Below are 21852 nucleotides of genomic sequence, written 5' to 3'. Positions count from 1 at the left end.
TCAACTCTGCACTGTGTTTTCTGTTTTTACCCATAAAAATACCCCCAAGAAGTGTCTAACTTTTGGGGGGCAGTGCAACTGGCGAAAAGGGTTTTCTGTTTATATTGGATACCTGGGCCGAATGCTGGTATCAGCTCATTTGCCCGGAAGAGCGGATTTTAAGACCGAGTATTTCAGGTTTTCGATCTTGATACCTGACACCGACTTGATATGCAGATCAGTCATAGGCGAATCGGGGAAAAAGATGTCCGTCATGACAGTCAGGCCTTTGTCAGCGAAAAGCTCGACGGACGCCGCGTCGGCGATCAATGTCAAATCCATTGAATGGTCAACCGACAAGCGGGGTGCCGTGTGTTTTTGGCCAAATCCCTTTTCAAAATCAATTTTCCCTGATTTACTGCGATCGATAAAATACTGATTTGCTGCTTTATCGTAACCGACAACCAGCTCGTTTCCGGCCTTATTTGACAAGACAATGCTAAAATCAGCCGGCACGCCCATACTCAGATCAAGCCTGAACAGGCCGGTCGCATTTTTAGCCTTTGGGGTCAGGTTTGTCTCACCTTTCACCTGAATGCTTTTCTGTGAAAAGCTGGTTGTATTTAAAACCGCCAGCTCTTTAACCGGAACGGAAGTAAGATAAATTTCTTTTTCGACCGTCTTTAAGCCCAGCTCACGCGCAACCGTATTGGTACTGCGCCATGGATGTGTGGGTACCTGATTGGCATATTGCCAATTGCTCATCCAGCCCATCAGAATGCGGCGGTTACCAGTGTTAGAAAACGTGACAGCGGCATAATTATCAGCCCCGAAATCCAGCCATTTGGTTTCCTTTGAATAAGGCGTAAAGTTTTTCCCGTCAAAATCGCCTGTGAAGTACTGCCCCGCAGAACCTTTATTGGGCCCGCCGGGATTGATGTTGACGATCAGTACCCACACCTCTTTGCCTTCATGCATAATGGGGAACAGATCCGGGCACTCCCATACGCCGCCATGAGCACCCGCATCAGCGCCAAACTCACTTTCACGCGTCCATTCTTTCAGGTTTGGAGATGAATAAAAGGTTATCCTGTCTTTGGTGGCCAGCGTCATCACCCATTTTTTCCGGGGCGCATACCAGCTAACTTTGGGATCGCGAAAATCGGTGATACCGGGATTGGGCAGTACAGGGTTGCCGCTGTACTTGGTCCAGGTTTTGCCTTCATCCAGGCTGTATGCAATGCTTTGGTATTCATGCTTCCCGGTTTTTTGCTTTTCCAGAACCGGGTTATGGTGCGTGAAAATCGCGATCAGCGGGGCCTTTCCATTTTTACCGAAACCGGAAGTGTTCTCAGTGTCGACTACTGCGCTGCCGGAAAAAATGTAGCCAAGACTATCCGGATACAATGCGATGGCCTGCTCCGTCCAGGAAACGAGATCTTTACTGGTTGCGTGTCCCCAGTGCATCGGCCCCCAAACTTTATCTTCGGGATAGTATTGGAAGAAAAGATGGTAAGTGCCGTTACTGTAAACCATCCCGTTTGGATCGTTCATCCAGTTGGATCTCGGAGAAAAATGGAATTGTGGCCGGTACTTTTCCTTCATATCCTGTCCGGACGCAGATTTGTTGCTCAGCAATGCAGCGAACAACAATAGGATGGGCAGCGCTTTTTTCATAGTTGCGGTTTTAATGTGACGGAAGCCCGGATTGACATCGGGACCTGCTATTTACAAGAATTTTTGATTGATCGTATACTGAGAAATACCTTATTGAAATTTTAAAGCAAATCAGTAGAATTGCCGGCTGATCGTATTCCTGTTAACGGTCATGAATATTGTTTGTAAATGAGAAAACAACTTTGCCTGCTGCTGCTATTGGTTGCCATTTGTTTTGGCGCAGCCCCTCAAAAAACTACCTGGGTCGCAATCGGGGATTCGATTACTTATCTGAATGACCACAAAGACGAGACCGGCGACCGTGTTACGAAAGGGTATCTTACCCTGATCACAGAAAAGTATCCGGATATCGAGTACTTGAACCAGGGGCACAACGGCTGGACTTCGATCAATATCGCCGAAAAGATTGAGTCGCTCGGATTGGTGAAAGCCGACGTTTACACCATTTTTCTGGGAACAAACGACTGGTGGCAGGGTAAACCGATCGGTACTATTGACGATTATAAAAATCAAAACGGCGCGTCAACTGTTTATGGCGCATTTCGGGTGATTGTCAATAAGTTGAAAGATTTAAATAATAAGGCACAAATTATTCTGATCACGCCGATGCAGCGCGGGGATTTTGTTTATATCAACAACCCGAAAAACAATGCTTACGGATCCTATAAGCCAAAACGCGACCAGATGCTCGAACAAGTAGCTAACGCGATCCTTGAAATTGGCCTTGAAGAGCAATTTCAGGTCGTCGATCTTTACCATGAAAGCGGCATTAATCTGGACAATATGGTCAATTTCAAGAGGCTAAAAAATCCTGAAAACGGTCAATACCAGCAATACATCTACCCAGAATACACCCGCATTCCCTTTGATCCGGAGAAAGACGAATATCCATACCCTGCGGAGGCAATCAATATGACCTACGACGGGCTTCATCCGTCGGACAAAGGCTACGAAATAATTGCCAATATGCTGATCAGCAAGTGGAAAGGGCTTAATTAGTGAATTGTTTCAGGCTGCCCAGCAGGTTGTACATGGCAGTATTGATGCCATTGTTATCTGCTTTGATGATCTTAAGATTTTCTTCCAGCTCGGCCCGCTTCTTTTTACTGTTTTCCGCATTGATCAATACTTGCTGGGCCGCAATGGCTTCATTCTCTTTTCCGGTAAGCCTTACGGGGCTGTGTATAGGCGAAACTCCGTCGAGATTGTTGATGTGTGCTTCATATTTGTTGTCGGAAGCCGTGATCGTCAGGTCGAAACGCACGTATGCAAACTGCGCGTGAATCAGCGGGACGTAGCTTGTAACCCGCAGTTTCCCCGCATTGGGATCCTCAAATGTGACAGCATTCTGGTAGTTGCCAAACGATTTACCGACCCATTCCTGCACCTTTTTGTATAATTCGTCTTTGGAAAGATTGGGTTGCCCGGAATCGGAATAATGGATGTTTTTGTCCTGGTCTAACGGAAGATAACCATCTTGTGCGAACGATGTACCGAATGAAAAAAGGATCAGAAGCGATGCGAGATATTTCAAATTTTCAAAAGTTGATTGACGGGTAAATATAAGGGAAAACGTATTGTATAGGTTTTTGAAAGATATCAGTTTTAAAGTATCGTCAATTTTGTTACTTTTAAATACACTAAACTCAACAGGTTATGAAGCATTTGAAAGTTCCTGCACTGGCATTGGCGGTATTGCTGCTTGCATCTTTTACAATCCTGCACCACGGCTGGGCCGATTACGATCAAACCAAGCCGACCGATTTCAAGACTAAAATTGAAGAGTCGATCTACGAAAATCCGCACGTACTGGCGAAAGTCAAGTACAAAAAAGATTTGATTACCGTGTTCCTTGCGCCCACCAGCCGCATGACCGATCGCGGGCTCACAGGGGATATGATTAGCAAAGGTACTGACGTAAGACTGGTTGCCTACCCGCACAAAACCGAGAAAAACGAAATGCGGGCAGAACGCATTTTTGTGGACGGCAAAAAATTCGAGCTGCGCTAGTGGAGTTACTGGAATGGCTTGAAAAATCGTCCTGGGCTGTCGGCATCCGGCAATCTTTGTATCTATACCCGGTATTGGAAATCATTCATATACTGGGTATAGTTATGCTCGTCGGCGCCGCTTTCCTTTTTGATCTCCGGCTTTTAGGATATTCGAAAAACTTACCGGTGGCAGGGCTGGCAAAGCATTTACTGCCCTGGTCGCAGCGCGGGTTAATCCTCATTATCCCGTCCGGACTGTTGCTTTTCATCACCAATGCGCAGGCGCTGGGTACTGATTTTACATTCTGGTTAAAGCTGGCATTGATCCTGGTTGCGGCATTGAATGCGTGGATATTTCACCGGTTTATTTACAAAATACCAAAAGGCGACAGCCGGGAGACAATGCTTTCCGGTACCTCAAAACTTTCCGCATTGATCTCAATATCAGTCTGGATCGCGGTGATTGCCTGCGGAAGGTTGCTGGCTTATTAGTGCCCTGGGTCTGGGTTTTGATTTCAGGGTTTGTCCATACTTAAAAACTCCAGACGCATTTGCAGCAAGAAGTAACTATTGCAAAATCAACTCCACCAGCATATCATACCGTTTGTCGTGCAATTCCCCTGTGAGCCAGTCTCTTACGATATATTTGAAAAACAGCATCGGCGGCTCGTGCTGACTGATTGCGTTTTGAAAGTATTCTACTGCAATATCGGCATCGCCTAAAGTAGCATGCACAATGCCCATGTCGTAGTTTGATACTACCTGCGTTTTGCTCAGTGCATTCATTTGTGTCAATATATCCCTTGCACTTTCATGCTCTCCCGAAAGACCGAACAATGCACCGCAGGCACTCAGGGTAATTCCGTTATAATTGATTTCCAAGGCAGTTTCCAGCGCTTCCTGTGCGGCCGGGTAATCCCCTAATGTAATCAGGTTCGCACCAATGATCATATGCCCGCCCCAAAAGGCAGGTTGTAATGCAGTCAGTTTTCTGCCCTGCGCCACTGCATTTTCAAAATTTCCCGAAAGCCAGTACACATAAGCCGCGTAAAAGTTATTGATCAGCGAGAAGGGTTCCAGGGAAAGTGCCGTCGCGATTTCCTTTTCCGCCATCGCAGGGTGGCCGAGCAATCCCCAGTAAAGGGCAAACTGCACGTGCAGTTCGGCGGTGTTCCAGTTGAGATCGGTTGCTTTTTTAAACGAATGCGCTGCACTGCCAAAATCCCACTCATACAACATTTGCATACGGGCCAACGCAATGTAGCTTTCCGCGATCCCGCTATCCAACGCCAGCGCCTGTCTGGTAGCGTCTTCCATCAAAGGAAGGGCCTTTACGGCGGGCATGTGCCGGTAAAACCACATGTTCAGGTAGCACGAGGCTATTCCCGCATAAGCGATTGCATAGGTGGGTTCCAGGTCAATTGCTGATTCGAAATAGCCTATCGCCTTACTGTATTCATCTTTGCCCGCAAATTTGTTGTGATAAAACCGCCCACGCAGATAAAGCTGGTACGCATCCTTGTTATTTGTGTATCGCTTAAAGGTAAGCGCAGGCTCTTCGCCAAGTAATTCCACTTTAACCGCACTTAAAATAGCCAGCGCAATTTCATCCTGAATGTCAAAAATAGCATCCAGCTCCCGGTCGTATTGTTCCGACCATACCACTGATCCGTCTGCTGCATTTACAAGTTGCGCATGGATCAGCAACTGGTCACCCGAACCCGATACGCTTCCTTTCAAAATATGGTTTGCATTCAGCTGTTCGCCGATGGATGACAAATCCTGTCTGGTACCTTTGAAAGTGAATGAAGAAGTACGCCCCGCTACCTGCAAACCGGGCACGCGGCTCAGCACATTGATGATTTCTTCGGTGATCCCGTCACTGAAATATTCCTCTTCGGGATCGTTGCTCAGGTTGTTAAATGGCAATACGGCGATGGATGGTTGCATGGGAGCTGGTCGGCGCTGAGTTTCTTGTCAATTATGCCAATATAGGCAATTTTCAAAACAGAAAACACACTTATCACTAGCCAAAAAGCCAAATTAGCGTTACCTTTGCGCCATAATTCGATACCATGATCTACTTTTTTGCAGACAAACAGAACACTGTTTTTGCGGTCCAGATAGAGCGAACGCTAACAGAATCAGATACTTCCAAATTAAGCTGGCTTTTTGGCGGCGCAGAACTCCGGGATGAACAAACGATCACGGAGTTTTTTGTTGGGCCCCGCGCGGCGATGATCACACCATGGAGTACCAATGCGGTGGAGATCACCCAGAATATGGATATTCAGGGTATTGTCCGCATGGAGGAATTCAGGAAAGTGGATGCAGGCTTCACCGCTTTTGATCCTATGCTTTCGCAGAAATACAGCGAGCTGAACCAGGAGCTTTATACCATCAACATTCAGCCCGAGCCGATTAAAGAGGTAGATGATATCGCCGCTTACAATAAGCTGGAAGGACTTTCGCTAAGTGACGAGGAGGTGGATTACCTGAACAAACTGGCTGAAAAGCTCAATCGCAAACTGACGGATTCGGAAGTTTTTGGTTTCTCGCAGGTCAATTCTGAGCATTGCCGACACAAGATTTTTAATGGTGTGTTTGTGATCGATGGGGAGGAACAGCCGGTTTCTTTGTTCAAATTGATCCGCAAGACTTCCGAAGCGAATCCGAACTCAATCGTTTCGGCATATAAAGATAACGTAGCATTTCTGGAAGGTCCGGTAGTAAGGCAGTTTGCTCCAAAGCGGCCCGACGTTCCTGAATTTTACGAGATAAAAGATTATAAATCAGTTATATCCCTGAAAGCGGAAACGCATAATTTCCCGACTACGGTTGAACCTTTCAATGGCGCAGCGACCGGTTCGGGTGGTGAGATCCGTGACAGGCTGGCGGGCGGACAAGGTTCGCTTCCTTTGGCGGGTACGGCGGTTTATATGACCGCATTGTCGCGTCTGGAAGATGGCCGCCCGTGGGAGAATGGTGTGGAAGAGCGTCAATGGTTGTATCAGACACCAATGGATATCCTGATCAAAGCTTCTAACGGAGCCACCGATTTTGGTAACAAATTCGGTCAGCCGCTGATCGCAGGTTCCGTTTTGACTTTTGAACACGAAGAACAAGGCCGTAAACTGGGTTACGATAAAGTGATCATGCAGGCGGGTGGTATTGGTTATGGAAAAGCGGATCAGGCAAAAAAGTCGACTCCCGAAGTGGGCGACCAGATCGTGGTGATGGGTGGTGAAAACTACCGGATCGGAATGGGCGGTGCGGCGGTTTCTTCTGCCGATACCGGTGCATTCGGCTCGGGCATTGAGTTAAATGCGATCCAGCGGTCTAATCCTGAAATGCAGAAACGCGTCGCCAATGCAGTGCGCGGCATGGTGGAAAGCGACAATAACACGATCGTTTCAATCCACGACCACGGCGCAGGCGGACATTTGAACTGTCTTTCGGAGCTGGTTGAGGAAACAGGCGGAAATATAGATCTGGACAAATTGCCAGTCGGCGATCCTACACTTTCGGCCAAGGAAATCATTGGTAACGAATCCCAGGAAAGAATGGGACTCGTGATCAGCAAAGAGAATCTTGAAACGCTGAAACGCATCGCAGACCGCGAGCGGGCGCCTTTGTATCAGGTAGGAGAGGTGACTGGCTCGCACAGGTTTACATTTGAATCGGCCAAAACGGGCGCGAAACCGATGGACCTGAAAATGGAAGATATGTTTGGCAGCTCGCCGAAAACGGTCATGGCCGACAAATCCATTGAAAGAAATTACGAGCCGGTAACTTACGAAATCGGCAAGCTACATGAATATCTGGAACAAATGCTGCAACTGGAAGCGGTTGCGAGCAAAGACTGGCTGACGAATAAGGTTGACCGTTGTGTGGGCGGCCACGTAGCCAAGCAGCAATGCGCCGGTCCGCTGCAATTGCCTTTGAACAATGTGGGCGTAATGGCGCTGGATTTTCAAGGTAAGGATGGAATCGCGACTTCGATCGGCCACGCGCCACTTTCTGCGCTGATCGACCCGGCTGCGGGTAGCCGCAATGCGATTGCAGAAGCGCTTTCCAATATTGTCTGGGCGCCATTGAAGGATAATCTGACGAGCGTTTCGCTTTCTGCCAACTGGATGTGGGCTTGTAAAAACGAAGGCGAGGATGCGCGTTTATACAAGGCCGTGAAAGCGTGTTCGGATTTTGCGATCAGTCTGGGAATCAACATTCCCACTGGAAAAGATTCGCTATCGATGAAGCAGAAATACAAGGATGCCGAGGTAATCGCACCGGGAACCGTGATCATTTCAGCAGCCGGACATTGCGACGATATTACTGCCGTTGTGGAGCCTGTTTTGAAAAAAACCGGCGGCTCGATTTACTATATCAACTTATCGGGCGACACTTACAAACTGGGGGGCTCTTCATTTGCTCAGATATTAAATAAAATCGGTGACGCTGCGCCGGATATTCAGAGCGCTGATCAGTTTAAGAATGCTTTCAATGCCATTCAGCAATTGATTAAGGAAGGTAAAATTCAGGCGGGCCACGATATCGGCAGCGGCGGATTGATCACGACTTTACTTGAAATGTGTTTCGCCGATCGCGACCTGGGCGCTTCCATTGATCTGTCAGGTTTGGGAGATCAGGATATTATTGAAAAGCTTTTTGCGGAGAATATTGGTGTCGTTTTCCAGGCGGAAGAAAGTGTAGAAAGTGCGTTGGAAGAGAATGGAATTGCTTTTCATAAAATCGGAAATGTCAATCTTGCTTCTACACTGACTGTTAAAGACGCTTCCGGTAAATGGGATTTCGATATTGATCAGTTGCGGGATGTCTGGTTCAAAACTTCTTATTTGCTGGATATCAAACAAAGCGGCGCCAAACTGGCGAAAGAGCGTTTTGATAACTATAAACACCACGTACTACGCTACAAATTTCCAGCGCAGTTTAACGGCAAAAAGCCGGTTATCGATGAATCCAAACCTCGTCCGAAAGCAGCGGTATTGCGTGAAAAAGGCAGCAACTCAGAGCGCGAATTGGCCAATGCGATGTACCTGGCAGGTTTTGATGTGAAAGATGTCCACATGACCGACCTGATTTCCGGCCGCGAAACTTTGGAGGATATTCAGTTCATCGGCGCAGTAGGCGGTTTTTCAAATTCGGATGTTTTAGGTTCAGCCAAAGGCTGGGCAGGCGCGTTCCTTTATAACGACAAGGCAAGAATTGCACTGGAAAACTTCTTTAAACGAGAGGATACACTATCGGTCGGAGTTTGCAACGGATGCCAGCTTTTCGTAGAGCTTGGTCTGATCAATATGGGCCACGACGTGAAGCCTAAAATGCTGCATAACGCCAGCGGCAAGCACGAAAGTATCTTCACCTCACTGACAATCCAACCTAACAAATCCGTAATGCTGTCGTCACTGGCAGGATCTACGCTGGGTGTTTGGGTATCCCACGGTGAAGGTCGTTTTGACTTCCCGTATACCGAAGACCGTTACAGTATTGTTGCTAAATATGGCTATGAAACTTACCCTGCCAATCCAAATGGCTCCGGCTTTAACACCGCGATGCTCTGTGACGAAACAGGCCGTCATTTGGTGATGATGCCGCACATCGAAAGGTCACTTTTCCAATGGCATTGGGCGAATTACCCTGAGGGCAGAAAAGATGAGGTGAGTCCTTGGATAGAGGCATTTGTGAATGCACGGGAGTGGGTGCAGAAGGTCGGACTATGATTTTTTGATGGGCTATGAGGACTATGATTTTTTGATTGATGTTGCCGCTGACTTTTGGTTAGCGGCAATTTTTTTGTTGATTTGTTGCAATTACTATTTGACACACTATGGTTAACGAACTTTACAAACATTCGGATTTGACTGGCAGGATTATTGGTTGTGCAATGGAAGTGCATCGCTATATTGGGAATGGTTTTCAAGAGGTGGTGTATCAACGCGCTTTATCTATCGAGCTCAATATGAACGGTATCGCGCACCAACGCGAAATGGAAATGCCGTTGAGCTACAAAGGATTTCCAATCGGCAAAAGGAGGGTTGACTTCTTTATTGAGAACACAATCATGCTCGAATTCAAAGCGGTCAAAGAACTGGAAGACGTGCATCTGGCCCAGGCGATTAACTATCTGGAGGCATACAAAATGGAAATCGGCCTCCTCATCAACTTCGGCAACACCAGCCTCCAATTTAAAAGAGTCATGAAACCCAAACCAAAATGGGGATGACCAAAAAAGAAAATCAAATCAAAAATGCATCACAAAAAAAATCACAGCCCATCATAGCCCATCATAGCCCATCAAAAAAATCATAGTTTAGACTTCACATACACCTCCCTAATCTCCCGGTCAATTCCCAGACTATCAATCTTCTCGAAACCCGTCTGCACCAGGGTATCTCCATTCATGCGGAGTTTGAAATGAAACTGGTGATTTTCCCATTCGCGGGCGCTACAGTATTGCAGGTTTTCGGTGTAGTCTTCGCCTTTTAATGTATAAGTACCCGCTCCTGCGTCGAAAACGGCAGTATCACCCTTGCCTTGCCGGGTATCATGTTTCATGAAAGTAAAATGTGTGTCCGTAATCTGTTTGATCATTTCCTGATCTTTGACCGGGAAAGTTATGATGGTATCGCCTTTCTCGATGATCTGGCTGGAATGCAGGTGCCAGGTGCCTAAGATGCTGGGTTGGTCGGTGGACTCGACGGCCGAATTACATTGCGTCAACAGAAATAGGGCTGCGAAGGCTGCGGGTTTGAGGTTCATGGTGTTGGTCGGGTAGAATGCTTTTGACAATAAGATTTTTCATCCCGGTCTCTACCTTCTTATCATGAAATTATCCATGCAGTTCATGCAGGAAGCGCTCAATGTCTTCCAGTCCTTTTTTAGTTGAATAGGGCCGGAATAAATGTGCTTTCATGCGAAGGTAATGGGTCATTTGACTTGCCAGATTTTGCCTGGATTCGGTCAACACTGCCTCGGAAAACCAAAATCTGTTTTGCAGACTGTTACTGGACACGATCAGTACTTTGTCATCCTCCGAGCTGAACTTTACGTATTTGTTTTGTTCCAAAATAGCAACATCCAGCGCGAGCCCGGCGGTCCGCTCATGCGAAACACCCTTGTAACTGGCCGAAATCCTTGTGTTTTGTTCCATCAGGTGTACCATGCTCAACATCAGGCACTGATATCTCAAGCCGTTTTCAAACAGGGCAACATTCTTTTTCAAAAAATCATATAAGCTTCGGACGGGGAAGTCGGTATGGATTTGCGAATTGGATTCGGTATAATCCCGGCTTAGCTGGTACACCAGATCGTCCTTGGTGGGGAAATAATACGTGAGATTCCCGATCCGCATCCCCAGGTCGGCGGCGATTTCCCGCATGCCTACATATTCAATTCCTTTCAGGTTAAACAGTTCCAATGCCCGTTTAATAATTTTTTCGTGCGTTGCGTTCATCTTTTAAATTCACTATTTGGTCATTGTCCTAAATCCTGTTAATTTTAGGTCGTTGTCCAAAAATATAACTTTAAATCATTATGACGAAATCATTTGCAAACATTGTGCACATTATGGCTGCAATAGCCTTCATTTCAATTATAGGTGCCGCGATATATGAGCATCTGGCGGTTGTACCTGTCTGGAGCATTGCGCCTCCGGTGTCACTTTCCATGTTTCAGGGCGAGTATGCGCTGCAAGCCGCGAACTTCTGGAAACCGGTGCATCCGGTTACGATTCTGTTGCTCGCAGCTGCGTTAGCTGCCAACTGGCGCCAGCCTTGCCGTAAACAGATTTTGATCGTCGCAGGTGTGTATGTTCTGATCCTTGCCGTTACCGCCATCTATTTTGTTCCGGAGCTGATCGCCATTACTACCTCCGCGTATTCACCTGTTGTAAGTGACGACCTGACTGGCCGGGCGGGAGTTTGGGAGAAGCTGAGTTTGCTGAGACTCTCTGTTTTGCTGATATTGGCAGGTATTTTATTGCATGGTTTGAGCGTCAAATCCAAAGCTGAATAATGGAAGCGAAAACTTTACAAAATGCTTATCCGGTGACGATTGACAATGGTCATGGTGAGCGGCTTATATTTCTGGGTCGCGAAACGCGCGACAGCGTAACTTACATACAGGTTGAAAATTGGGTAAGCTCAAATGCCGGCCCGCCGATGCATATCCACCACAAGCAGTATGAGAGTCTACGTATTATCAATGGAAAAATGGGCGTTGAAATTCTCGGAAAGGAGCCTTATTTTCTCAATGAGGGCGATTCGGCCACCTTTGAACCTGGCATTCCTCACAGGTTCTGGAATGCGGGAGAGGAGATATTGCATTGCAAGGGTGAAATTTGGCCACCTTATAATATTGAATATTTTTTGGGCGAAATTTTCAGGTCCAGTAGTGAAAATGGCAACGGACGACCCGGTACATTCGATGCAGCCTATTTACTTAGGAAGTACCGCACGGAATTTGACATGCTGGGCATTCCAGTTTTTATCAAAAAAGTCATTTTTCCCGTCTTAGTTTTTCTCGGCCAGTTGGCAGGAAAGGGCAAACGGTTCAAAAATGCACCCGATCCGCTTTAAATAGGATAATTTGATAAGGAAAATTATGACGGGCATGCGACTCAAACGCATGCCCGTCATTTTTCTGATTCCTTTCATTTTGTCAAATGGACCAACTTTTTCACCGTATAGCTTTCATTGACCTTCAACCTGCATAACAATATTTCGCCTGAGGTATCAGGCAACTCTGTTACTTCATATTCCCATTTTCCTTTTGCATGGGGATTGTCCACGACTGTTTTCAGTACTTTCCCCTGCATATTGATAATCTCCAACCTGACCTCGGTGTTTTCTTCCGGTACATCAAATGCGATGGTAAAACTTGTCGTATATGGATTGGGAAAAGCATTCAATCCAAATCCCGGCTGTTCCTCCTGGTTTTCCTTTAGGACTTCGGCACCCACACGTTGATTGTCATACTTCCCGACGTTAATCGCGGGTGTTATGTGCCAGTTTCCCGTTGGATCTTTCATGTAGCAGCGCAGGCCGAGGTATTTTTCGTCTGTGGTGTATATATTGGACGTTCCCGCTGGCACTGCCGGACCATTGATACCTACTTTACTCCAGACGTACTGAACCGCCGGGCCAAAGACAGTGAGGGTTCGCCAGTCCCCGTTTTTTGAATAGGTCAGTTGCGGTACCCAACTTGCTGCGATCGGCGCACCCAGTCCACCTATGGTTGAATACCATTTATTAGCGAGCCAGGTGAGCCCTTTGATGGTCCCGGGGCCTTCGTAAAAGTGAGTGGTGTCGCCTCTGTATCTGTTTACCCCGACGATGTCGGTGGTTGCTCCTGAACTTCCGGTTACGTAATCTGTATCCGGGCCACCCAGGTTCGGTGAACCCGGCGCTGCATTGCCCTGTCCGGTTCTTACGGTAGCATTCAGAGGTCCCCACTTGCTGATGGATGCTTTGGAAATATACCAGGCCAGATTGGGCGCTCCGAAATCAGCGCGGGATTTGGCAATAACAGCCTGCAACTTGGCCTGATAATCCGCGGCGCTGGTTGCTTTGTAAACTGGATTGACATTTAAATCCGCATCTGCTTCCCCCTGGTGCCAGAGTACGGCTCTGACACCAAATACCGACCCGTAAACATTTAGGGCGTGTTTTAAGGTTGTGTAGGGTAAGCCATAATAGTCCGATGGATTCATTGATCCATTTTGGTAACCGAGGCAAACCTGTGCTCCCGTATATGGGTGTTTAGCTTCAACGCCGTCGGCTCCTTGTTTCCATTCAGTGATCGAGGATCCGCCAGTAGCAGTATTGAAAAATGCAACTGGCATTCCTCCGTTTGCGTCGGAAATCAGTTTTCCTAGTATCGCATACGCCCAAATAGTATTCCCAGACGGCCCCAACCTGCTATGTCTTTTTACTTCATCGGGCGTATTTAACGAGAACATGTCCGGAAAAGGCGATGGGAAGCTTTTACTGCAAGCATTATCCGCAGAGGTGCCAACGATCCATTCCGGAATACTGGCGCTGCTCGGCAATAAATAGTTGGGTTTTCCAACTCCCTGCGCATTGGATTGACCAGCAATAATAAACACATCACCAATACCGAATTTTGCCGACGCGTACACTACACCATTCGTGAGGATTTCGCATAGATACCAGCCTTTGTTGACTGTCAATGTTGTGTAATACATGCCGTTTGCAGCCAGGTTCAAGTTTGTAGCAGGCCCTGGGGCTCCAACGACGCCGGTCGCATTCACAGTCCGAATCCTGTAACTCATTGTGACTGCGAGGTTGTTGTAAATTAGCTGACCTGCAATGGTCACTGTCGCCTTGTTAAGCGTGTTTCGCTGGATTACTGAATTATTGATAGGATATGACAACGTCACAGTTTGGGCATTGCAAAGGTTTGTCAAGAGGCAGGCGTAACTGAAAATGTACTTTATCAAAGTTTTCATGATAATCATTAATTTGATAGTGATTGGTTTAAATGGTCACTTCATCGGCTCAACACTTTTAACATAACCTGCAATGTCGATCAACGGAATCTTGGCACCATAATACTTGTTAAGCGCCTTAATCACTTCGTTTGTAATGATAGCCTGCCCTAGCGGAGTTGGATATATTCCATCGGAGGAGAAGAAATTACCGTACGGCCCCCCATCTACCAAAACACCATCATCGGTTCTGTAACCGCCCTGGTGAATGCGTTGATACAAGTCAAAAAGATCAACTACGGCAAGGTCCTTTTCTGCCGCGTAATCCCTGATTTTCTGATTATAGTAGGTGGCAGGATCGGACTCGTAAGCCTCGCCATTGTCTATGACTTCTATATCATCGAAATTGGCTGTAAAGTGTTCGCCCGCATACTTCTTGCAGCGCCTATCAAGCTCTGGTGTAGGAATAAGAGAAAATGGTTTAGAGGTATTAATGACCCCATCGCCTACACCATTTCGATTGAAAGAAATGTATACGCTTTTAAAATTTTTCATAGGATACCAGTTCATATATGGCAAATCCTGGTAGCGGGGAACTGTAAAAATAACCCCCTTTTTTCCGTGTAAAAGATAGTTAATAGAGTAGTCCTCAATCCTTCCCGTATTCATTACAGAGCCATTAAAAGAGTAGTCCCATCTTCCAATATTCGGGGTTAGTCTAATGCCCTGCATCCAACGATCAAAAAACTCCTCAATGATTATAAAGTTATAAGGTAAATCAGTCGGTACATGTCCCTCGAATCTGGAAGCGAGAAGCGTCGGCAATGCGCAATTCTCACAACCCCAACCTGGAACATACCATTCTGTGCCTCCCCAGTACAGCCCGTAATTTGAAATTTTTCCTGCATACCTGGGCATCTTAGCGGGGCTGCCAGGAACAACCGAAATAGTATTATTCACCACTCGGTCCCACTGCGGATATCCATCTTCCGTTTTACGATATACGTAATATCCGGTTCCATTGAAATGCTCCTTTTCGAAAAGTGGCATTGCGAAGTTTTTGATGCCCATTTGGTGGGCGAGCAAATTCGTGTAATTGGTCTGCTGGCTTTCCCTGGTAATGCCTCCATTCATGACACCGGCAGTGAGCCCGCCGCCGAATGCAACCATTTCCATTTCCTGCCCCAGTTTCAGGATGCGACCGAAATCGGCTAATGGAACAGGCGCGGACAACCAATCTTCTATTTTGAGCGCGGGCTGTTTTTGGAGATTTTCATAGATCATCTCCGGATATTGTCCCATGGGATGAATACCCATAAAAGGCCCGGCCGTCTTTGCGGAGTCTTCGGCTGTGGGAATGTAAACGGGCTCAACAGGTTTAGGGTCGGGCCAGCTGTTTGTGGGCTTGTTGCAGGCAACCAGAGCAAATACAATTAACAACTTCTTCATTTTTTAATTTGTTTAAAGTGAAACATATAGACAAAAAATTGAGATCGCTTCGTGATCTTTATCACGAATGCTGCGAGTACCTGGAAGAAGAAGTTGAGTCCTGTAAAAGGTTATTTTTTTGGTTCGATTGCCTTTGCAAAACCAGCAATATCGATCAAAGGAATTTTGGAGCCGTAATGTTTATTAAGCGCCTTAATCACCTCATTAGAAATGATAGCCTGTCCGAGCGGCGTGGGATAAATACCGTCTGAGGAGAAGAAATTTCCATAGGCAGTTCCATCCACCAAAACACCGTCATCTGTTTTGTAGCCACCCTGATGAATGCGTTGATACAGATCAAAAAGGTCTACCACAGCAAGGTCTTTCTCTGCCGCATAGTCCCTGATTTTCTGATTATAGTAGAGTGCGGGATCCGATTGATGTCTTTCCTGTGCATCAATGACTTCGATATCAGGTAGGTTAGCTGTAAATACGCCACTCTTAGACCTTTTGTAAATGTTGTACAGTTTGGCTGTCGGGATAAGCGAAAATGGCTTTGCCGAGTTAACGGCCCCATCCGCCACACCGTTCCTGTCAAATGTGATGGATACGGTCTGAAATTTTTTCATCGGATACCAGTTCATATATGGAAGATCCTGATAGCGCGGTACCGTAAAAATGACCCCCTTTTTACCATGAAGCACATAATTGATCGAGTAGTCAGTAATCCTGCCGGAATTCATGATTGAGCCATTGAAAGATTCATCAAACCCCCCAATCTGGCTCGTCGTTCTAATTCCATGCATCCATCGGTCAAAAAACTCTTCGATAACAATAAAATTATAAGGTAAATCTGTCGGTACATGCCCCTCGAATCGCGATGCAAGCAGTGTGGTCAATGCGCAATTCTCACATCCCCAACCTGGAACATACCATTCTGTGCCTCCCCAGTACAGGCCGTAATTCGAGATCTTTCCCTGGTATTTCGGCATAGTCGCCGGCTTGCCTGGCAATACCGAAATGGTATTGTTTACAACCCGATCCCACTGCGGATACCCGTCTTCCGTATTACGGTATACATAATAGCCGGTTCCATTGTAATGCTCCCTTTCGAAAAGTGGCATTGCGAAGTTTTTGATGCCCATTTGGTGGGCGAGCAAATTCGTGTAATTGGTTTGCTGGCTTTCTCTGGTAATGCCTCCATTCATGACACCGGCTGTGAGCCCGCCGCCGAATGCAACCATTTCCATTTCCTGGCCTGCTTTGAGAATCCGACCAAAATCAGCCAGTGGGACAGGTGCGGACAGCCAATCTTCGATTTTGAGCGCTGGCTGTCTATGGAGGTTTTCATAGATCATCTCCGGATATTGTCCCATGGGATGAATCCACATATACGGTCCGCCCGTCCTTGCCGAATCTTCGGAAGTAGGAATGTAAACAGGCTCAATGGGCTTAGGGGTCGGCCAGTCGGGTTTAGGTTTATCGCAGGCAGTCAGGATGATTAAAAATAGCAGTTTCTTCATTTGTTGATCTGTTTGAAATGAAATGAATAGACAAAGGGTTGTTTTTTGCGCTCCAATGGATCCGCGAACCTGGACGAGCAGATGCAATGCTTTAAATGTGTAATTATTAGTTCGACAAGTATGCCGTAATAATAGCTGGTTTGTTTTTGAGCATTGCAATGAAAAGGAGGGCAATGTCCAAACAGCCGATTCTGATTATTGATCGGCAAAGCGGAGTGTTAAATACATTTACGAAACTTATTAAACGGTTTCCGATCGGCTGATATGTTTCTTAAATAGGAAGCTCACTGACTTCTCTATTATGACCGCTGAAACTCTTAATGCCCAATTACTCGAAATCTATCAAAAGTACACCGACTCCATTTACGCCGAAACCTGGGAAAATAATGTCTCCGCACCGCTACTGATGCATGTTTTCAACGAGTACTGCGCGATGGAGAATAAGATTCTCTTTGTGGGACAGGAAACGCATAGCTGGGGGCAAATGAACCTGAAACCAAGCCCGACTGAACTGCTGACAAAATACCATGAATTTAATCTCGGCAAGTCTGCGGATTATGGAGACGAGAAACCGCCTAGGTATTTGCGTAGCCCATTTTGGAATTTCAATCGGAATGTCTTTTATCAAGGAAATTGGAAAAACATTGAAGTGACCAATAAAACAAACGGTTTCCTCTGGACCAATATCTCGAAGTTCGATTGTAACAGTACCACGCCTTCGGACAAATTACAAGATCGTAACGAAGCAGGTTTCGAACTGCTGAAAGCGGAAATCGCCATTTTACAACCCGATGTGGTGGTATTCCTCACAGGCTCCAAATATGATCATCGCATTAATGCCGTGTTCAATCCCGTTCGCGAAAGCATTTTGCCTGACGGGTATTTGTATCAGCTTTCCACCGCCGACGGTTCGCTACCGCCACGCACTTTCCAAACCAAGCATCCCAGAACGTTACTCGGCTCCCGTCGGAATAAAATGCCAAATAGGTATCGGGAGATTTTGGGGAAGGTTGCTGAGCGTGCGTTTTTTGAAGATAAATTTCTTCTTCATTAAATAATAAGACTTATGTCTTTACTAAGAAAAGGTCGAACTAAAACTTTGATTGAAAGTGCTATTGATAGTGCATTACTTGCAGTAGAAATTTACAATAAGCCCGCGAGCTCCATTTCGAGTTGAAAACTTTATAACAAACATGATCATGGCTTGGACTCGGCTCTTCCAAGCTCATTTCAATCATACTATTGGTGAAAGATACTTTTATAAGGAAAAGAACGGCCGATACAAAGTCATTGACGGAGACAGAAAGGCATGGGAATTGAAAACATGTATCGATAAATACAATGACTTGTCTGAGCCTGCTAAAATCAATTTAGAATTTTTTATCAAGCTTAGAAACAAGATAGAGCATCATTGCATAGATAAGGAAGAAATTGGATTGATGATTTTTTGTCACTATGATGAAGCACATAATGACTATTTATTTAAGGAATCTTGGATAACATTGCTAGTGGGAAATATTAAAATGGGTCGTCTGGATAAAGACATTTGGAAAGACCGATTTGAAAAGAGAGAGGTGATTGATATAAGCAGCTTGGAAAACGCAGTATAAATGCTTGTGTGTTAAGTCCTTGTATACGTGTTGTCAGGTTGAAATGTACGGCGCTTACGTAGTCGCCCGGTAGGAATTGGGCTACGGCCTTGAAGTCTTCAAACTCACGTTCCTTTATTGCTTTTAATTTTACATCAATAACATTCTTAAAAAATGCGAAAACTGGTTCTTTATATTGCAACAAGCCTTGACGGCTACATTGCGGCTCCTGGTGACGACCTCGGGTTTTTGACGAAAGTGGAAAAGGAAGGGGAGGATTATGGATATGCGGATTTCATTGCGGAAGTCGATACGGTGATCGTCGGCCGGCGGACTTTCGATTGGGTTATGCAGCACGTTCCCGAGTTCAGCCACTCCGATAAAGAGTCGTATATTATTACGAGAACGCCGCAGGAAAGCGTTGGTAACACACATTTCTATACCGGCGACATAGGCGAGCTAGTACAGACCTTGAAGGCAAAAGAGGGCGGCACGATCTTCTGCGACGGCGGTGCCGAAGTAGTTCATCAGCTTCTGACGCGCGGCCTGATTGACGAATTTGTTATTTCAATTATTCCTACATTCGTCGGTGACGGTACGCGGCTTTTCAAAGACGGGCGGCCAGGCGGGGATTTGAAGTTGGTTGAAGCGAAAAGTTTCGATACCGGGCTGGTGCAGCTTTGTTACAGGAGGGTGTATTGAGGCGATCTGCCTCCGCGGGCGCCTTTTTTTCAAAATGCCTCACCGCTCGCGAAATGTTATTTCCACCCTCCGGTTTTTGCTCTTATTTACTTCACTATCATTCGCAGCCACAGGAAAGTATGGACCTTTCCATTCAGCCCGGATCTGGCCCGGTTTTACACCGTTTGATTTCATGTAATGCTGCACCACGCGGGCCCGGTATTCCGAAAGGATCAGGTTCAAGTTTTGCTTTCCGACATTGTCGGTGTGGCCGGTAACCCTGGCAGTGAGGTTATGCCGGCGTACCAATACTGCGCAGACAGAATCCAAGATCAGGCGGCTGTCTTTCCTCAGGTTATAGCTGCTTTGATCGAAATATAAGGTCTTGGGTTTTAGCATTGCAATCGTACCGTCATTTGTAAAATTGGTACTTCTGTATTTTACTGTTAAGAAATTGAAACCTTCTTTTAGTACCACATTTTCTCCCCATTGTTCGCTAACAGCTAGGTCTTTCTGCTCAAAAATACCTGTGTAAAGCATACAAGGCCCGGGTACTATATAATTGACAGTCAAATGTCGGTTTGTCGGACCGCTGATAGTGCCCCGGTTTTCGCGAGCTCTTCGCTTCGTTCCGTCCACAAGCACCACTGCCATGGTCAGGCTGTCGGGTGCATTTACGTCCACAATCAGCTGGCTCTTGGGAAATACCGTTTCATCTTCCTTGATAGCCGGATCCAGCCCATTTTTGAGCATTGGCACCCTAATTGCAAATGTCGCTTCCCCGGTTTCTTTTCCTATTCTGTTGACGCCGATCGTCCGCGCCTCGAAGCCAGCAGCCTCGAAAGTCAGGTACCGGGCGGAGTCGGGAAGATTAAACGCAAATTTCCCCCACTTATCGGTATTGATTTTATGCTTGCCGGTATTGAAAACTACTGTGATATTGCATTTCAAACTGCCCTGATCGGCGAGGTTGTAACAGCTGCCGGTAATGCGGAGCGAGTCAGAAGTCAATGCGAGAAGTGATAATATGACGGTCGTGAGCATAGCGGATTAACGACTTATGTGGAACTTCGTGGAAAAGGAAAGAATCCATGGAGGCTACTTGAAAGCTACTTTAAATCAGTTTAATACGTAAAAAGCTTGTGTCGTTAACGCCAGCACTTTATTTTTCGCTTCCAAAATGTGGAAAATACCGTAAAAGAAATTTTGTTTCAGTCTATCAGCAATCCATCTAATATGTCAGCTCTTTCCAACTATTCCCTCGCCATTATGCCCGGCCCTCAGATCCTTGCTCAGGTGGCGGATATCAAACAGCAGCTTCGCATTGCTATCGGCAAAAGTTATGGCAGTGCGAATGCGGAGGCGCATATTTCGCTGGATGGGTTTGATGCGGATGAAAATAATTATCCGTACGTGCTGGCCGAATACCGCAGGCTGGTGGCTGAGCTGAAACCCTTTCAACTGAATTTCTCAGGTTTCGCGGATTTTGACCGGGCTAACTTTTCGGCTTTCTATATTAAACCTACCGAAAAATCAGCGCTGGAAATCCGGGAAAGCGCGCAGCACGTGATGAAAGGTTTTGACAAAAAGCTCAAAAAGGAATACATGCAAAAATGGGCCGACGAGTCCAAAAACCCGCATATGACGATTGGCAGGCGGCTGACGAGAGAGTGGGTCGCACTGGCGCATTCGCTGTTTACCGGGTTCGAGGCAGGCTTCGAATGTGATGCTTTTGCAATCCGGAAATTCAATGAAAAACGCAGGCAGTACGAAGTGGTAGATGTACTTCCGCTCCTGGGCGGTCATGTGCCTTCGGTTCAATTGGATTTATTCAATCCATAAACTTCACCCCACTTTCAACCACCCCGTAATACTCAGCCGTGCTTTATTGGTTACCAGAACTTCGTGTTCGAGCTCGCTGCTTTTGAAAAATATGCTTTTCCCATTAACAGGGGAAATGTCCTGCTCGCGATCAGCGTGATGAATCCGCAGTTCACCGCCGTCGCCTTCCTGCCAGTCGGCATTCAGGTAAGTGATCATCGAGTATTGCCGGCTCGGATTGTTGCGGAACTGATCCAGGTGTTTCCTGTAAAAACTGCCTGCGGGATACAATGCATAATGAAATTCGTATCCCGTGATACCGGTGTAGCAGGTACTGTTCAGGTACTGGACAAATTGATCAATGAGGTCGAAAAAATCGTCTTCGAACACATTATTGTGCTTTCGGTCAAGCCAGTAGATCAGGTCGCTGCGATACAGTTTGTCGTGCAAAATGATCTTTTCATTGCCCGTCCCGGCGGGTTGAAACTGATCTGTTTTTAGCAAATCATACAAATTGCTTTTTAAATGCCCGGCGAGCGCGACGCTCAAAAAATTTTCCGCTATCCCCACTTTGTCATCGATGTAGCTGTCGATAAGTGTATCAAAAATTGTTTGCAAAAAGGCGAAGATTCAGCGTATTCCGAAAGCCGGATTTGGTGAAGGTAGCACTATTATCAGTCTACTAAACAATAAGT

General features: G+C 46.3%; 21 protein-coding genes. 11 read left to right on the top strand and 10 right to left on the bottom strand.

The window, feature by feature from the left end:
* Positions 1-135 precede the first annotated feature (135 nt).
* A complete protein-coding gene (locus FXO21_RS28545) occupies positions 136-1656 on the bottom strand; it encodes a glycoside hydrolase family 32 protein (protein ID WP_149643292.1) in 1521 nt (506 codons plus the stop codon).
* A gap of 168 nt (positions 1657-1824) precedes the next feature.
* Between FXO21_RS28545 and FXO21_RS28540 the strand changes: the two genes are divergently transcribed.
* Positions 1825-2655, top strand: coding sequence for an SGNH/GDSL hydrolase family protein (locus FXO21_RS28540; RefSeq protein ID WP_149643291.1), 831 nt, complete (start codon positions 1825-1827; stop codon positions 2653-2655).
* Here the strand turns inward: FXO21_RS28540 and FXO21_RS28535 are convergent.
* The gene (locus FXO21_RS28535; protein ID WP_149643290.1) at positions 2648-3190 is read right to left on the bottom strand and encodes a DUF4468 domain-containing protein; all 543 of its coding nucleotides are present in this window, start codon (positions 3188-3190) and stop codon (positions 2648-2650) included. The genes FXO21_RS28540 and FXO21_RS28535 overlap by 8 nt on opposite strands.
* A 122-nt stretch (positions 3191-3312) precedes the next feature.
* Between FXO21_RS28535 and FXO21_RS28530 the strand changes: the two genes are divergently transcribed.
* Both FXO21_RS28530 and FXO21_RS28525 read left to right on the top strand, forming a co-directional pair.
* Positions 3313-3666, top strand: a complete 354-nt coding sequence (locus FXO21_RS28530; protein WP_149643289.1) for a hypothetical protein — start codon at positions 3313-3315, stop codon at positions 3664-3666.
* Positions 3666-4139: a DUF6644 family protein gene (locus tag FXO21_RS28525; RefSeq protein ID WP_225865897.1), complete on the top strand. Its 474-nt coding sequence runs from the start codon at positions 3666-3668 to the stop codon at positions 4137-4139. Before FXO21_RS28530 ends, FXO21_RS28525 begins: the two co-directional genes overlap by 1 nt.
* Positions 4140-4214: 75 nt before the next feature.
* Here the strand turns inward: FXO21_RS28525 and FXO21_RS28520 are convergent, their stop codons facing one another.
* Positions 4215-5597, bottom strand: a complete 1383-nt coding sequence (locus tag FXO21_RS28520) for an AraC family transcriptional regulator (RefSeq protein WP_149643287.1) — start codon at positions 5595-5597, stop codon at positions 4215-4217.
* A 125-nt stretch (positions 5598-5722) separates the two neighbouring features.
* On the opposite strand from FXO21_RS28520, the gene purL reads away from it, so the two are divergent.
* The gene (purL, locus tag FXO21_RS28515) at positions 5723-9388 is read left to right on the top strand and encodes a phosphoribosylformylglycinamidine synthase (protein WP_149643286.1); all 3666 of its coding nucleotides are present in this window, start codon (positions 5723-5725) and stop codon (positions 9386-9388) included.
* 107 nt (positions 9389-9495) lie between these two features.
* Positions 9496-9891, top strand: coding sequence for a GxxExxY protein (locus FXO21_RS28510; protein ID WP_149643285.1), 396 nt, complete (start codon positions 9496-9498; stop codon positions 9889-9891).
* 80 nt (positions 9892-9971) lie between these two features.
* Here FXO21_RS28510 and FXO21_RS28505 read toward each other — a convergent pair whose 3' ends face one another.
* Together FXO21_RS28505 and FXO21_RS28500 are read right to left on the bottom strand one after the other, a co-directional pair.
* Entirely contained in the window at positions 9972-10427 is a 456-nt protein-coding gene (locus FXO21_RS28505) for a hypothetical protein (protein WP_149643680.1), read from the bottom strand.
* A gap of 70 nt (positions 10428-10497) precedes the next feature.
* Entirely contained in the window at positions 10498-11121 is a 624-nt protein-coding gene (locus FXO21_RS28500; protein WP_149643284.1) for a TetR/AcrR family transcriptional regulator, read from the bottom strand.
* A gap of 80 nt (positions 11122-11201) precedes the next feature.
* Here FXO21_RS28500 and FXO21_RS28495 point away from each other — a divergent pair, with 80 nt between their 5' ends.
* Positions 11202-11681 (top strand): hypothetical protein, encoded by a 480-nt coding sequence (locus FXO21_RS28495; RefSeq protein WP_149643283.1) that lies wholly within the window; start codon positions 11202-11204, stop codon positions 11679-11681.
* Complete coding sequence (locus tag FXO21_RS28490) at positions 11681-12244, top strand: cupin domain-containing protein (RefSeq protein ID WP_149643282.1); 564 nt, start codon at positions 11681-11683, stop codon at positions 12242-12244. The genes FXO21_RS28495 and FXO21_RS28490 overlap by 1 nt, the downstream gene beginning before the upstream one ends.
* A gap of 74 nt (positions 12245-12318) precedes the next feature.
* On the opposite strand, the gene FXO21_RS28485 is transcribed toward FXO21_RS28490, so the two are convergent.
* The 3 genes from FXO21_RS28485 to FXO21_RS28475 all read right to left on the bottom strand — a co-directional run bounded on the left by FXO21_RS28485 (position 12319) and on the right by FXO21_RS28475 (position 17066).
* Complete coding sequence (locus tag FXO21_RS28485; protein ID WP_149643281.1) at positions 12319-14136, bottom strand: sialate O-acetylesterase; 1818 nt, start codon at positions 14134-14136, stop codon at positions 12319-12321.
* A 36-nt stretch (positions 14137-14172) separates the two neighbouring features.
* Positions 14173-15564 (bottom strand): SGNH/GDSL hydrolase family protein, encoded by a 1392-nt coding sequence (locus tag FXO21_RS28480; RefSeq protein ID WP_149643280.1) that lies wholly within the window; start codon positions 15562-15564, stop codon positions 14173-14175.
* A gap of 110 nt (positions 15565-15674) precedes the next feature.
* A complete protein-coding gene (locus FXO21_RS28475) occupies positions 15675-17066 on the bottom strand; it encodes an SGNH/GDSL hydrolase family protein (protein WP_149643279.1) in 1392 nt (463 codons plus the stop codon).
* Between the two features lie 301 nt (positions 17067-17367).
* Here FXO21_RS28475 and FXO21_RS28470 point away from each other — a divergent pair, with 301 nt between their 5' ends.
* The 3 genes from FXO21_RS28470 (at position 17368) to FXO21_RS28460 (ending at position 19357) form a co-directional block, all read left to right on the top strand.
* Entirely contained in the window at positions 17368-18120 is a 753-nt protein-coding gene (locus FXO21_RS28470) for a uracil-DNA glycosylase family protein (RefSeq protein WP_149643278.1), read from the top strand.
* A 145-nt stretch (positions 18121-18265) separates the two neighbouring features.
* Positions 18266-18676, top strand: coding sequence for a DUF3644 domain-containing protein (locus FXO21_RS28465; RefSeq protein WP_229245228.1), 411 nt, complete (start codon positions 18266-18268; stop codon positions 18674-18676).
* A 153-nt stretch (positions 18677-18829) separates the two neighbouring features.
* Positions 18830-19357: a dihydrofolate reductase family protein gene (locus tag FXO21_RS28460; protein WP_149643277.1), complete on the top strand. Its 528-nt coding sequence runs from the start codon at positions 18830-18832 to the stop codon at positions 19355-19357.
* 39 nt (positions 19358-19396) lie between these two features.
* Here FXO21_RS28460 and FXO21_RS28455 read toward each other — a convergent pair whose 3' ends face one another.
* A complete protein-coding gene (locus FXO21_RS28455) occupies positions 19397-20380 on the bottom strand; it encodes an OmpA family protein (RefSeq protein ID WP_149643276.1) in 984 nt (327 codons plus the stop codon).
* 192 nt (positions 20381-20572) lie between these two features.
* Here FXO21_RS28455 and FXO21_RS28450 point away from each other — a divergent pair, with 192 nt between their 5' ends.
* Positions 20573-21178, top strand: a complete 606-nt coding sequence (locus FXO21_RS28450; RefSeq protein WP_149643275.1) for a 2'-5' RNA ligase family protein — start codon at positions 20573-20575, stop codon at positions 21176-21178.
* A 3-nt stretch (positions 21179-21181) separates the two neighbouring features.
* On the opposite strand, the gene FXO21_RS28445 is transcribed toward FXO21_RS28450, so the two are convergent.
* Positions 21182-21775, bottom strand: a complete 594-nt coding sequence (locus FXO21_RS28445; protein WP_149643274.1) for a 2OG-Fe(II) oxygenase — start codon at positions 21773-21775, stop codon at positions 21182-21184.
* Between the last annotated feature and the right edge of the window lie 77 nt (positions 21776-21852).

Origin of the sequence: Dyadobacter sp. UC 10, assembly GCF_008369915.1 — a bacterium.
In the GTDB taxonomy this organism is placed as follows: Bacteria; Bacteroidota; Bacteroidia; order Cytophagales; family Spirosomataceae; genus Dyadobacter.
The sequence above is the reverse complement of the archived record's forward strand: the minus strand, read 5'-3'. Positions and strand labels throughout refer to the sequence as shown.

Excerpts from the sequence above, each read along its gene's own strand:
- FXO21_RS28470 (WP_149643278.1), top strand. The coding sequence starts at position 17,368 with ATGACCGCTGAAACTCTTAATGCCCAATTACTCGAAATCTATCAAAAG.
- FXO21_RS28455 (WP_149643276.1), bottom strand. The coding sequence starts at position 20,380 with ATGCTCACGACCGTCATATTATCACTTCTCGCATTGACTTCTGACTCG.
- FXO21_RS28460 (WP_149643277.1), top strand. The coding sequence starts at position 18,830 with ATGCGAAAACTGGTTCTTTATATTGCAACAAGCCTTGACGGCTACATT.
- FXO21_RS28485 (WP_149643281.1), bottom strand. The coding sequence starts at position 14,136 with ATGAAAACTTTGATAAAGTACATTTTCAGTTACGCCTGCCTCTTGACA.
- purL (WP_149643286.1), top strand. The coding sequence starts at position 5,723 with ATGATCTACTTTTTTGCAGACAAACAGAACACTGTTTTTGCGGTCCAG.
- FXO21_RS28510 (WP_149643285.1), top strand. The coding sequence starts at position 9,496 with ATGGTTAACGAACTTTACAAACATTCGGATTTGACTGGCAGGATTATT.
- FXO21_RS28495 (WP_149643283.1), top strand. The coding sequence starts at position 11,202 with ATGACGAAATCATTTGCAAACATTGTGCACATTATGGCTGCAATAGCC.
- FXO21_RS28500 (WP_149643284.1), bottom strand. The coding sequence starts at position 11,121 with ATGAACGCAACGCACGAAAAAATTATTAAACGGGCATTGGAACTGTTT.
- FXO21_RS28465 (WP_229245228.1), top strand. The coding sequence starts at position 18,266 with ATGGCTTGGACTCGGCTCTTCCAAGCTCATTTCAATCATACTATTGGT.
- FXO21_RS28475 (WP_149643279.1), bottom strand. The coding sequence starts at position 17,066 with ATGAAGAAACTGCTATTTTTAATCATCCTGACTGCCTGCGATAAACCT.
- FXO21_RS28505 (WP_149643680.1), bottom strand. The coding sequence starts at position 10,427 with ATGAACCTCAAACCCGCAGCCTTCGCAGCCCTATTTCTGTTGACGCAA.
- FXO21_RS28540 (WP_149643291.1), top strand. The coding sequence starts at position 1,825 with ATGAGAAAACAACTTTGCCTGCTGCTGCTATTGGTTGCCATTTGTTTT.
- FXO21_RS28480 (WP_149643280.1), bottom strand. The coding sequence starts at position 15,564 with ATGAAGAAGTTGTTAATTGTATTTGCTCTGGTTGCCTGCAACAAGCCC.
- FXO21_RS28490 (WP_149643282.1), top strand. The coding sequence starts at position 11,681 with ATGGAAGCGAAAACTTTACAAAATGCTTATCCGGTGACGATTGACAAT.
- FXO21_RS28530 (WP_149643289.1), top strand. The coding sequence starts at position 3,313 with ATGAAGCATTTGAAAGTTCCTGCACTGGCATTGGCGGTATTGCTGCTT.
- FXO21_RS28520 (WP_149643287.1), bottom strand. The coding sequence starts at position 5,597 with ATGCAACCATCCATCGCCGTATTGCCATTTAACAACCTGAGCAACGAT.
- FXO21_RS28545 (WP_149643292.1), bottom strand. The coding sequence starts at position 1,656 with ATGAAAAAAGCGCTGCCCATCCTATTGTTGTTCGCTGCATTGCTGAGC.
- FXO21_RS28450 (WP_149643275.1), top strand. The coding sequence starts at position 20,573 with ATGTCAGCTCTTTCCAACTATTCCCTCGCCATTATGCCCGGCCCTCAG.